General features: G+C 68.1%; 10 protein-coding genes. 5 read left to right on the top strand and 5 right to left on the bottom strand.

The genetic code is table 11. The features are described from left to right. The first annotated feature begins 36 nt into the window (after window positions 1–36). The 4 genes from DYQ94_RS18620 to DYQ94_RS18605 all read left to right on the top strand — a co-directional run bounded on the left by DYQ94_RS18620 (window position 37) and on the right by DYQ94_RS18605 (window position 4,631). A complete protein-coding gene (locus DYQ94_RS18620; protein ID WP_126966523.1) occupies window positions 37–2,535 on the top strand; it encodes a DNA topoisomerase I in 2,499 nt (832 codons plus the stop codon). Window positions 2,536–2,544: 9 nt separating this feature from the next. Then, window positions 2,545–3,105: an L-threonylcarbamoyladenylate synthase type 1 TsaC gene (gene tsaC, locus DYQ94_RS18615; RefSeq protein WP_126966522.1), complete on the top strand. Its 561-nt coding sequence runs from the start codon at window positions 2,545–2,547 to the stop codon at window positions 3,103–3,105. 90 nt (window positions 3,106–3,195) lie between these two features. Continuing rightward, window positions 3,196–3,975: a DUF4124 domain-containing protein gene (locus DYQ94_RS18610; protein WP_126966521.1), complete on the top strand. Its 780-nt coding sequence runs from the start codon at window positions 3,196–3,198 to the stop codon at window positions 3,973–3,975. Continuing rightward, window positions 3,972–4,631 (top strand): DUF4124 domain-containing protein, encoded by a 660-nt coding sequence (locus DYQ94_RS18605; protein WP_126966520.1) that lies wholly within the window; start codon window positions 3,972–3,974, stop codon window positions 4,629–4,631. The genes DYQ94_RS18610 and DYQ94_RS18605 overlap by 4 nt, the downstream gene beginning before the upstream one ends. Before the next feature lie 277 nt (window positions 4,632–4,908). Here DYQ94_RS18605 and DYQ94_RS18600 read toward each other — a convergent pair whose 3' ends face one another. Then, window positions 4,909–5,685, bottom strand: a complete 777-nt coding sequence (locus DYQ94_RS18600) for an SDR family oxidoreductase (protein WP_024938534.1) — start codon at window positions 5,683–5,685, stop codon at window positions 4,909–4,911. Between the two features lie 106 nt (window positions 5,686–5,791). On the opposite strand from DYQ94_RS18600, the gene DYQ94_RS18595 reads away from it, so the two are divergent. Further along, a complete protein-coding gene (locus DYQ94_RS18595) occupies window positions 5,792–6,007 on the top strand; it encodes a hypothetical protein (RefSeq protein ID WP_016903674.1) in 216 nt (71 codons plus the stop codon). 277 nt (window positions 6,008–6,284) lie between these two features. On the opposite strand, the gene sppA is transcribed toward DYQ94_RS18595, so the two are convergent. The 4 genes from sppA to DYQ94_RS18575 all read right to left on the bottom strand — a co-directional run bounded on the left by sppA (window position 6,285) and on the right by DYQ94_RS18575 (window position 11,636). Further along, on the bottom strand, window positions 6,285–8,186 hold the full coding sequence (sppA, locus tag DYQ94_RS18590; RefSeq protein WP_160955057.1) for a signal peptide peptidase SppA: 1,902 nt from the start codon (window positions 8,184–8,186) through the stop codon (window positions 6,285–6,287). An 84-nt stretch (window positions 8,187–8,270) separates the two neighbouring features. Further along, on the bottom strand, window positions 8,271–9,647 hold the full coding sequence (locus tag DYQ94_RS18585) for an MATE family efflux transporter (protein ID WP_024938536.1): 1,377 nt from the start codon (window positions 9,645–9,647) through the stop codon (window positions 8,271–8,273). Between the two features lie 365 nt (window positions 9,648–10,012). After that, on the bottom strand, window positions 10,013–10,615 hold the full coding sequence (locus DYQ94_RS18580) for a DUF3106 domain-containing protein (RefSeq protein WP_039515368.1): 603 nt from the start codon (window positions 10,613–10,615) through the stop codon (window positions 10,013–10,015). Next, entirely contained in the window at window positions 10,602–11,636 is a 1,035-nt protein-coding gene (locus tag DYQ94_RS18575; protein ID WP_160955059.1) for a hypothetical protein, read from the bottom strand. The genes DYQ94_RS18580 and DYQ94_RS18575 overlap by 14 nt, the downstream gene beginning before the upstream one ends. Window positions 11,637–12,051 lie beyond the last annotated feature (415 nt).

The following is a 12,051-nucleotide window of genomic DNA, read 5'->3' as shown; positions in this document are numbered from 1 at the left end:
CCCGCCCCCCGGGCCCTGCCCAAAGAATTCGCCACCATGCCCAAGCACCTGCTCATCGTCGAATCGCCTGCCAAGGCCAAGACGATCAATAAATACCTCGGCAAGGACTTCACCGTCCTGGCCTCGTATGGGCACGTGCGCGATCTCGTCCCCAAGGAAGGCGCGGTCGATCCGGACAACGGCTTCGCAATGCGCTACGACCTGATCGAAAAGAACGAGAAGCATGTCGAAGCCATTGCACGCGCGGCCAAGAGCGCCGACGACATCTATCTGGCGACCGACCCGGACCGCGAGGGCGAGGCGATCAGCTGGCACATCGCCGAGATCCTGAAAGAGCGCGGGCTGCTCAAGGACAAGACGATGCAGCGGGTGGTGTTCACCGAGATCACCCCGCGTGCGATCAAGGAAGCCATGCTCAAGCCGCGCGCGATCGCGGCCGATCTGGTCGATGCGCAGCAGGCCCGTCGCGCGCTCGACTACCTGGTCGGCTTCAACCTGTCGCCGGTGCTGTGGCGCAAGGTGCAGCGCGGCCTGTCGGCCGGCCGCGTGCAGTCGCCGGCGCTGCGCATGATCGTCGAGCGCGAAGAAGAGATCGAAGCCTTCATCGCGCGCGAGTACTGGTCCATCGATGCGCATTGCCGGCATCCGTCGCAGCCGTTCAATGCGCGCCTGATCAAGCTGGACGGGCAGAAGTTCGAGCAGTTCACCGTCACCGACGGCGATACCGCCGAAGCGGCGCGGCTGCGCATCCAGCAGGCCGCGCAAGGCGTGCTGCATGTCACCGATGTGGCCAGCAAGGAGCGCAAGCGTCGCCCGGCCCCGCCGTTCACCACCTCCACGCTGCAGCAGGAAGCCTCGCGCAAGCTCGGCTTCACCACCCGCAAGACCATGCAGGTGGCGCAGAAGCTGTACGAAGGCGTGGCGCTGGGCGACGAAGGCTCGGTCGGTCTGATCAGCTATATGCGTACCGACTCGGTGAACCTGTCGCAGGACGCGCTGTCGGAAATCCGCGATGTGATCGCGCGCGATTTCGGCACCTCCTCGTTGCCGGACCAGCCCAACGCCTACACCACCAAATCCAAGAACGCGCAGGAAGCGCATGAGGCGGTACGTCCGACCTCGGCGCTGCGCACCCCGGCGCAGGTGGCGCGCTTCCTGTCCGACGACGAGCGTCGCCTGTACGAGTTGATCTGGCGCCGCGCCGTGGCCTGCCAGATGATCCCGGCCACGCTCAACACCGTCAGCGTCGATCTGTCGGCCGGCAGCGAGCACGTGTTCCGCGCCAGCGGCACCACCGTGGTGGTGCCCGGCTTCCTGGCGGTCTACGAGGAAGGCAAGGACACCAAGAGCAGCGAGGACGAGGACGAAGGCCGCAAGCTGCCGCTGATGAAGGCCGGCGACAACATCCCGCTGGACCGCATCGTCACCGACCAGCATTTCACCCAGCCGCCGCCGCGCTTCACCGAAGCGGCGTTGGTCAAGGCACTGGAGGAATACGGCATCGGCCGGCCGTCCACCTACGCCTCGATCATCCAGACCCTGCAGTTCCGCAAGTACGTGGAAATGGAAGGTCGCAGCTTCCGCCCCACCGACGTGGGCCGCGCGGTGTCCAAGTTCCTGTCCGGGCATTTCACCCGTTACGTGGATTACGACTTCACCGCCAAGCTCGAAGACGACCTGGATGCGGTCTCGCGTGGCGAGGAAGAGTGGATCCCGCTGATGGAGAAGTTCTGGGGCCCGTTCAAGGAACTGGTCGAGGACAAGAAGGATTCGCTGGACAAGACCGACGCCGGCAGCGTGCGCGTACTGGGCACCGACCCGGTCAGCGGCAAGGAAGTCAGCGCGCGCATCGGCCGGTTCGGCCCGATGGTGCAGATCGGCACCGTCGAAGACGAGGAAAAGCCCACCTTCGCCTCGCTGCGGCCAGGCCAGAGCATTTACTCGATCTCCATCGAAGACGCATTGGAGCTGTTCAAGATGCCGCGCGCACTGGGCCAGGACAAGGACCAGGACGTCAGCGTCGGCATCGGCCGGTTCGGCCCGTTCGCGCGCCGCGGCAGCGTCTATGCGTCGCTGAAGAAGGAAGACGACCCGTACACCATCGATCTGGCGCGCGCGGTGTTCCTGATCGAGGAGAAGGAAGAGATCGCGCGCAACCGCGTGATCAAGGACTTCGAAGGCAGCGACATCCAGGTGCTCAACGGCCGCTTCGGCCCGTACATCAGCGATGGCAAGCTCAATGGCAAGATCCCCAAGGATCGCGAGCCGGCGTCGCTGACGTTCGAGGAAGTGCAGCAGCTGCTGGCCGACACCGGCAAGCCAGTGCGCAAGGGCTTCGGCGCCAAGAAGGCCACGCTCAAGAAGAACGCGGTGAAGGATTCGGCCAAGGAGGCCAAGGACGCCGCAGCCAAGAAGACCGCGGTAAAGAAGACCGCCACCAAGACCGCGGCGAAGAAGGCGCCGGCCAAGAAGGCCGCTGCCAAGAAGGCCAGCAAGCGCGTGGTCAAGAAGACCGCGAGCAAGGCCGCAAGCTAAGACCGCCACATGCACACGCTCAGCCTGGACAGCGCCGTCGCCACCCTGACCCGGGGCGGCGTGATCGCCTATCCCACCGAAGCGGTGTGGGGGCTGGGCTGCGACCCGCGCCAGCAGGCCGCCGTGCTGCGGCTGCTGGAGATCAAACGCCGCCCGGTCGACAAGGGCGTGATCGTGGTCGCCGCCAGCGTGGATGTGCTGTACGACTGGGTGGATCTGGACGCACTGGCGCCGGCCCGCAAGCAGGAGGTGCTGGCCAGCTGGCCAGGCCCGCATACCTGGATCCTGCCGATCACCGCCCAGGCGCCGCGCTGGGTCACAGGCGCGCATGACGGGCTGGCGGTGCGCATCAGCGCACACCCGCTGGTCGCCGCGCTCTGTGCGGCCTGGGGCGGCCCGTTGGTGTCCACCAGCGCCAACCTGGCCGGCGAACCGCCCGCGCGCAGCCGACAGGCGCTGGACCCGGCCCTGCTGGCCAGCATCGACGGGGTGACGGATGGCGAGGTGGGCGCATTGGCGCAACCGACCCAGATCCGCGACGCCCGCAGCGGACAGATCCTGCGCGACTGAGCAGCCGCCACGCGCCGCCTGTCGGCGCGCTTGGCCATGAACACCGCCTGCCCCTTTGCCCACAGCCGGGTAGACGCGCACACTGCGGCCATGCGTACCGTCCTGACCCTTCTGTTGCTGGCCACCGCGCTGCCTGCGTCGGCGGCCAGTACCGCCAGCAAACCGGATCCGAATGTGCGGATCTACCGCTGCGTCAGCAGCACCGGCACCGTCGCCTTGCAGGATGCGCCATGCAGCAGCGGCCGCCAGCAGGTGCTGGACCTTCAGCGCCCGCAGGATCCGCCGCCGCAACCGCAGCGCACCGTTGCCGCCCCGGCCGCCGTCGCGACGCAGCCACCGCGCGAGGTGCGCATCGTCACCGTGCAGCCGCCACAGCCGATGTACGAGTGCACCACCGAAGACGGCAACCGCTATACCAGCGACAGCCCGGAAGGCAATCCGCGCTGGGTGCCGACCTGGGGCCCGGCCTATGTGGGCAACGGCATTGCCCCGCCGGTCAGCGGCGGCGGCATCCAGCGTCCGCCGATTTCGGTCCGCCCACGCCCGGCGATGTCGGTGCAGGGAAGCGCCGGTCGGGGTGGCAGCCTGCGCGGCAGCGCAAGCTTCGGCGGCGACGGTTATCAGGGTGGCTATCAAGGCGGCTACAACGGCGGCGGCTACGGCGGCACGGTGATCGTGCCGTACGGCAACGTGCAGATCCGCGACGAATGCCATGCCCTGCCCGAACAGGAAGTCTGCGCGCGCCTGGCCGACCGTCGCTGGGAACTGATCCGCCGCTACAACAATGCCCTGCAGAGCGAGCGCCAGGATCTCAGCCGCGAACAGCGCGGTATCGACGCGCGCCTGCAGCGCGATTGCGGCGGCGCATGAGGCGCTGGCCGTGGGCGGTATTGCTGGCGAGTGCCTCGGTGGCCGGCGCACAGGAAGTGGCGATCTACCGGTGCACCGACTCCAGCGGCGCGCTTACCGTGCAGAACATGCCCTGCCCGAAAGGCATGCAGCAGCAGAAGAAACTGATGACGGCACCGGCCGCGGTGCCGTTGACGGCGGGTGGATCAGGCGCAGCATCGCCTGCGCGTAGCACGCCCGCTGCGCAGCCCCCCACCATGCCCAAGACCGATGTGCCCGCCGCCGTCCCGGCTGCAACGCCGGCACCGACGCCACCTGCCGCGGCCTCGACCTCCACGCTGCCACCGCCACCCTTGTTCGAATGCACCGCGCACGACAACGGGCGCTATTTCACCGAAGACCGCGAGCCGGCCACGCGCTGCCTGCCGATGCAGACCACCAACCTGGCGGGCGGGCCGGCAACCGGCGGCGGCAGCGCCTGCGAAGTGGTCACCGACCGCTGCGCACCGGTGCCGGACCAGAGCCTGTGCGAGGCCTGGCGCCAGCGTGCCGAGCAGGCCGAATCGACCTGGCGCTTCTCCGACGAGGCGCAAGCGGCCGAGCGCAAGCAGCGCTATTTGCAGATGCGTCGGGTGCTGGACGAAAGCCGCTGCGCGAATCCGTCCGCCACGCCATGACGCTGCAGCCGGCGTGGCAGCGCATGGCAGCCAGTGTGCCGGTGCAGTGCTTGCCGGGCTGATTCTTTCGAGCCACTGCAACCGTTAGCGATCACCGGATGACCTGCGCGGTGCAGCGAGCCGCATGCGAGCAAGCCCGCCGCACTGTCGCCTGCGTTGCGTGCAGACGCGGCGGACGAACACTGCAGGCGCAGGCGCAGCGACGGGTCGGCGCCTGCCTGCGCGTCTTCCGATGCCATGCGCAGGCACTGTCCGCGCGACCACGCACGCAGGCGTGTCAGAACCCGTAGCGCAGGAAGCCGCCATCCACCGCGATGCATTCGCCGGTGATGTAACTGGCGGCCGGCAGGCACAGGAAACCGACGGCGGCGGCCACTTCTTCCGGTTCGCCGATGCGGCGCATCGGGGTGCGCTCGATGACCTGCTCGTAGTAATCCGGATCCGACAATGGCCCGGAGGTGCGACGGGTGCGGATGTACCACGGCGCCACCGCGTTGACGCGGATGCCGTCCTCGGCCCATTCCACCGCCAGGTTGCGGGTCATCTGCTGCAGCGCGGCCTTGGTCATGCCGTACGGCGCGCCGCTGCGCACATGGGTGATGCCGGAGACGCTGCCGACGTTGACGATCGCCGACGCCGCGTGGCGGGTCAGCAACGGGTGCGCATAACGCGACAACTCGAAAGCGGCGAACACATTGGTTTCGAAGATGCCGCGCCACTGGTCTTCGGTGTAATCGATTGCCGCGCGGGTGATGTTGCCGCCGGCATTGTTGATCAGCAGGTGCAGGCCATCGGCATGGTCTTCCACCCAATCCAGAATCGCGCGCCGCTCTTCGTCGTCGGCCACATCGGCGGCCAGCCCATGCAGCTCGCGCTCGGGAAATTCCTCGGCCAACTCGTCGCGCGCCTGCGCCAGCGCATCGGCATCGCGCGCCACCATCAGCAGGTCCGCGCCGAAGGCCAGCAATTCGCGCGCGATGGCAAAGCCAATGCCGGCGCTGGCGCCGGTGATGAGCGCGGTCTGTCCATCCAGCCGCCAACGGTGAGTTGTCACGTGGGTCATCCTCTTTCAAGACGCAGGAAACGGCCGCAGCAGCGCGCTTGACGCATGCCTGCGGCCCGGGCGTTAGGATACCGCCACCCCGAGCGAGGTCACGACGATGAAACGGCATTGGATTCTTGCGATCAGCTTGACGTTGCTGCTGGGCGCCTGTCAGCGGCCGCAACCTGCGCCCACCGAGCAGAAGCCCGAGCCGCAGGCCACCGCCCTGCGCGACCACATCCAGGAACCGTTGAACAAGGCGCACGCAGTGCAGGCGGCAAGCGATCAGGCCGCAGACGATCAACGCAAGGCGATCGATGCGGCCACACAGTAGCCGAAGCCTGACGTCTGAAGCACGCGCGTTTTTTGTCGACGCAGCAACTGCGCGTGCGCGCCTGCGATTGAGCGCAAGGCGATCACTACATCTGCGCATACGGCAAACACGCGTGAGGTCGCTCGACCGATGGCTGATTGCCTGTGATCGTGGCGCCGTGCGTTCTGCCATTCTTGCGCTGCTGGCGCGCCCGCATTGCTGCATCGCCTGAGCGCAGATACAACAACGCCGGCACAGGGCCGGCGTTGTCGATCCATCAGGTTGCGAACATGCCGCGTCAGAAGCCGCAGAAGCAGTACGCCAGCGACTTGACCGGGGTGCCGCCCGCCTTGCTGTCGTGCACGGCGTCTTCGACGAAGCGCAACTGCGTGTCCACTTCCGGCAGCGAGCGCGCCAACAGTGCGCGCGCCATGCCCGAGTCGCCCAGCACCCAGGCGCCCATGCGGCTGCCGGCAAATCCGCTCATGAACTGCGAGAACGGCGTCGCCGGCTTTTCCACGTAGCGCACGCGGAACTTGCCGCGGCTCAACTTGGCGCGGTCGGCCGCATCGGCCACCGCTTCGGACATGCCACCGAACGCGTCCACCAGGCCATGCTGCCTGGCCTGCGCACCGCTCCACACGCGGCCGCGTGCGACCTTGTCGATGGCGTCCACCGACTGATGCCGCGCCTGCGCCACCTTGCCGGTGAAGTCGGCGTAGCCCTTGTTGATCACCGCCTGGATCACCTGGCCGGCGGCGGGGTCCAGCGGACGGGTGATGTCGAAGGCACCGGCAAAGCGCGTGGTGCCCACGCCATCGGTGTGCACGCCGATCTTGTCCAGCGCGCGGGTCAGGTTGGGCACCATGCCGAAGATACCGATCGAGCCACTGATGGTCGACGGGTCGGCATAGATGCGATCGGCGTTCATGCTGATCCAGTAACCGCCCGAGGCGGCCAGATCGCCCATCGACACCACCACCGGCTTGCCGGCCTGCTTGAGCGCGACCACCTCGCGACGGATCTGCTCGGAAGCGAACACTTCGCCGCCGGGCGAATCCACACGCAGCACCACCGCCTTGACCTCGTCGTCGTCGCGCGCCTGGCGCAGCAACGCGGCGGTGGACTCGCCACCGATGCGGCCGGCCGGCTGCTCGCCACCACTGATCTCGCCAGCGGCCACCACCACGGCCACCTGCGGACGGCTGTCCATCGGCGAGCGCTGCGCCTGCAGCTGGCTCAGATAATCGTTGAAGCCGATGTTGCGAAAGCCGCTGTCGGCGTCGCTGTCGGCCACGCCGCGCTTGGTCAGCAGCGCATCGACGTCCTCGCGGGTCTTGAGCCCGTCGACCAGCTTCTGCTGCAGCGCGAACTTGGCCAGATCGCCACCGGCGGCGGCCACGCCCTCGGGCAGCGTGTCGATGCCGGCGGTCAGCTGCGCCGGGCTCAGCTTGCGCGCCTTGCCGACATCGGCCAGGTAGCGCTGCCACACGTCGTTCATCCAGAACAGGTCCGCTTCCTTGGCGTCGGCCGAAGCGGCATCGAGGATGTACGGCTCGGCGGCGGACTTGTATTCGCCCACGCGGAACAGATGCACGTCCACGCCGAGCTTGTCCTGCAGGCCCTCGCGAAAATACTGGCGATAACGGCCAAGCCCTTCCAGCAGCACGCTGCCCATCGGGTCGAGATAGACCTCGTTGGCCTGTGCGGCCAGCAGGTACTGGCCCTGGCTCATGCTCTCGCTGAAGGCGACGATCTGCTTGCCGGAGGCGCGCAGCTTCTGCAACGCCGCGGCCACTTCGCGCTGCGAGGCAAAACCGGCGGGCTGAAACTTGTCCAGGTTCAACACCACCCGCTCGATCTTGCGATCCTTGCCGGCGGCCTCGATCACCCGCACCAGGTCGCGCAGCTGCACTTCCTCGGCGCTCTTGTCACCGACCGCCTTGGCCAGCGACCGGCTCACCGGGTCGGCGCTGAACTGCTCGACCAGCGTGCCTTCGGGGTTGATCACCAGGGTGGTGCGCTCGGCCAGCGGCTTGCTGCCGTCGCCACGCGCGATCGCCACCACAAACAGCAGCAGCACCAGGAACAGGAAGCCGAAGAACACCAAGTTGAAGATCAGGCGCCGGGTGAAATTCATCACATCCCACAGGCCGACGAAGAAACTGGCGATGGGACTGCGATGCACGGGGTGGTTCATGGAAAACTCCGTCGAAAGACGCTGCATACAATTCAATGGTGTCCAGCATACCGGCTGCGCGGTGCGCGCGGCATGCGCTGGAAGTCAGGGGGCCGTGCCGGCAGTCAGCCGCCGGCTGGTCTGCCGGAAGCGCAAGCCCATCAGGACCGACGCCACGGTCAGACCCAGAATCAGGCCGATCCACATGCCTTGCGGCCCCCAGCCCAGCCCCAGGCCGAGCCCGGCGCCGATCGGCATGCCGACACCCCAGTACGAGAACATCGCCAGGAACATCGGCACACGGGTGTCCTTGAGCCCACGCAGCGCGCCGCTGGAAAGCACCTGGATGCCGTCGGGAAACTGGAACGTGGCGGCAAACAGCAGCAGCACCGAGGCCAGCGCGGCCACCGCCACATCGTCGGTATAGACGCTCACGATGGCATCGTGGCCCAGCAACAGCACGCTGGCCGACAGCGCCTGGGTGCCCAGCACGATGGCGTAACCGGCCCAGGCCGCGCGCCGCATGCCGAGCGGATCGCCGCGCCCGACCGCATGCCCGACCCGCACGGTGGTCGCCTCGGCCACGCCCATCGGAATCATGAAACACAGCTGCGCGACGTTGATCGCAATCTGGTGCGCGGCCGCTTCGGTGGAGCCGAGCCGGCCGATCAGCAAGGCGGTGACGATGAACAGGCCGCCCTCCATCAGCACGGTGATGCCGATCGGCAGACCGGTGCGCAACAGATCGCCGATCGCACGCCAGCGCGGGCCTTCGAAATGGGCGAACAACTGCAGGTGCGCGAAGCGGCGCGAGCGCCACAGATACAGCGCAAACACACTGGCCTGCACCCACATGGTGACCGCCGAGGCCATGCCCAGGCCCTGCGCACCGTGCTCGGCAACGCCGAACTTGCCATAGGTCAGCGCATAACCCAGCGGCGCCAGCACTAGCAGGCCGCCAAAGCCCAGCAGCATGGTCGGCAGGGTCCAGTGCATGCCCTCGCTGAGATAGCGCATGCAGAAGTAGAACGTCAGCGCCGGCCCGCCCCAGCGCACCGCGTGCAGGAAGTCGGTCGCGCCCGGCACGATGTCCGGCGCAATCCCGAAGGTGGGCAACAGCGGCGGCACCGCACTGAGGAACGCGAACATCACCGCGCCCAGTCCCAGCGACAGCCACAGGGCCTGGCGGAACAGCGGGCCGATCTCGCGCTCGCGGCCGGCGCCACGCAGCTGCGAGACCGAGGCGGTCAACGAGATCAGCGTGCCGATCGGCACCAGCATCGGCAGCCACAGCAGCGAGGTGCCGATGGTGACCGCCGCCAGCGTGGCGGTGCCGTGGTGACCGGCGATGACGTTATCGACAAATCCGATCAGGCCGGTGGAGACGTGACCGAGTACCAGCGGCAATGCGAGCAGGCCGGTGGTGCGCACTTCCGCGCCGAAACGCGGCGTCGCGGAGGTGGGTACAGGAGAGACAGACATGACAACCGATCGCTGCGCGGACTACGGCCGTGCCGGGAGGCGCTGGCACCGGGTCGCGTGGGGCCGCTATCTTACCCGCACTTGCGACACGGGCAGCGGTTGTCGGCGGCAAGGCGTAAGGCGGGAGATGCGCGGCAATGAGCGGCCGGCGTGGCTGGTCAGCGGAACGGAATGCCCGGGCTTCAGCGCGGTCCGTGTCCTTCGTGACGCCCGCCGCTTCGCGCACGCATCGCCGAAGGCGGCAGCCCCGCAGGCTCTCGGCTCGGTGTCCGGCCCGACTGCCCGGTATCGAGGATGGACACCGAGCACGCGTGGAGACGACGCCGACGCAGGGGGCTGCAGCGGCGCAGTCCCGCCGCTGCCAATCAGCGCGCCAGCTGGCGCTTCAACCAGGCGCTGCGCGTTGCCGGCGCCTGCGCAAGCAGGGCATCGCGCAAGCCATCGCGCTCCTGCGGCGGGGTGCGTTGTGCCAGCATCGCCAGCTGTTCCAGCTGCCCGGCGTCCAGGCTGCGCAACGCCGCCAGCAGCGTATCGCGCTGCGCTGGCGGCACGTAGCCGATCAGGGGCTGCAACTGCGGATAGAACGCACCCAGCTGCGAGCCCAGGCGCCAGCCATCGCGATGCAGGCGATCCATCGCGGTGAACTGCGTGCGCAGCGCGCGCTGCTGGTCGTCGGGCAAGCCATGCAGACGCTCGCGTGCCTGCCGCAATACCACCCGGTCGGTGGCGGTGAGCCCTTTCCAGGCCGCATAACGGGCGCGCAGCTCGGCCCGCTGGGCCGGCGTCAATGCGTCCCAGCGCGCGCGCTGCTGCGCGGCGCTCGGGGTTGCGGCAGTGGCGGCTGCGGGCGTCGGCATGCCGGCGGGCGCAGTCGCGTTGCCTTCCTCCAACGGCGCCGGCAGGGTCTGCGCAGCGGCCATGCCGACAACAGCCAACGCCAGCAGGCCGCACCACTTAATTGTCGTCATCGACGGTCTCCAGGGTGGCGGCAGGCTGGTCGGCGGTGGTGGCATGCGCGCCGGATTCGTCGGCCGGCACCGGATGGCCGGCCGCATACCAGGCGTAGAAATCGGCCGAACGCGCCAGTTCCAGGTCCGGGTCGGCCAGCATCGCCTGGTCGCGCGGATCCAGGCCGGGGTTTGCCACCGCCTCCGGCAAGTCGGCGGCGGGAAGGTCTTCCACCAGCACCGGCGCTGCATCGGTGACGTGCAGCACGCCGGCCGGGGCCTGCGAGACCGGCTCGGGCGGCAGGGCCGGGCGGCGATGCGTCCACCACCAGCCCAGCGCCGCAAGCAGCAGCGCCAACGCCAGCACGGCCAGCACGAGGCCGGCGTGGCGGCGGTCGATCCGCGGCCACTGCCACTGGCGTGCAGGACGGTGGCGCGGCGCGGCCGGGCGGCGCGCTTCGGCGGCGGCCGCAGGCGCGGCCGCGACAGGCTGCAGCGGCATGCCTGCCAGGGCCGACTCGCGGAGCTGTGCCAGCCGGCTGACCTGCGCCGGGCTGAGCTCGCGCAACTCCTGCTGCGCCGCCTCGGCCAGGGCCCGCCAGGCCTGCGCATCCGGGTTGCCGGCCGCATCGCGTGGGCAGGCACGGGCCAGCGACTGCCGATAGGCCGCCACCTCGATGCCCTGCACCTCGCTGGCAGGCTCTTCTTCCAGCCCGGCCACGATACGCAGCAGCAGCGCCAGCCGGTCGCTGGTCTGCATCCGCCCCAGTGCGGTGAACGGCGGCAGCCAGGTCCCCGGCATGGGCTCGCGCCGCAGCGGCGGTGCCGTTGCCAGCAGGCTCCAGAAGCGCATCGGCCAGCCGGCCATCGGGCGACCCGCCGCCTGGCTGCTGAACGCACGCAACGCCGCCGCCAGGGCCCGCTCGGCCGCCGCGCCATCGCCGCATTGCAGTTGTGCGAGTACCAGACCCCGGCGTTCGACACCGCGCAGGAAAGCAGACAGCGCGGCAGGGGTGACGGGGGCGTCGGGGACTACGGTCATGGGAACTCCAGCATCGGCCGGCATGATACCGACGCAATCGGCCCCCGCCGATGGCTTGACAGATCGACCCGGCTGCGCTGCGTCCCGGTGCCATCGACTGCCGTCACCTGCGCAGGTTGTGCACAGCGGCAGACATGCCGATACGCGGGCGTCTGTCAACTGTTGATTTTTCTTTGTTGCATTCGTGTTTCACGCCTAAGTGATTGATCCTTATCGCTTTAAGCCGATTGGCGAAAAAATGTCCAACAGGTTGCAGAAGCTAGTGAATCCGCCTTCACAGCGTGGAGCACGAGACTAATTCACAGGTTTATCCACAGGCAGTGTGGATAAACCCGTTTCCCTAGTCCTCACATAGGTTTACGTCGGATTTATCACTTCCGTCACACAAACGCGTCGTAAGCCGAAGCACCGATTC

This window comes from Xanthomonas sp. LMG 8993 (genome assembly GCF_009835065.2).
GTDB lineage: Bacteria > Pseudomonadota > Gammaproteobacteria > Xanthomonadales > Xanthomonadaceae > Xanthomonas > Xanthomonas arboricola.
The sequence above is the reverse complement of the archived record's forward strand: the minus strand, read 5'-3'. Positions and strand labels throughout refer to the sequence as shown.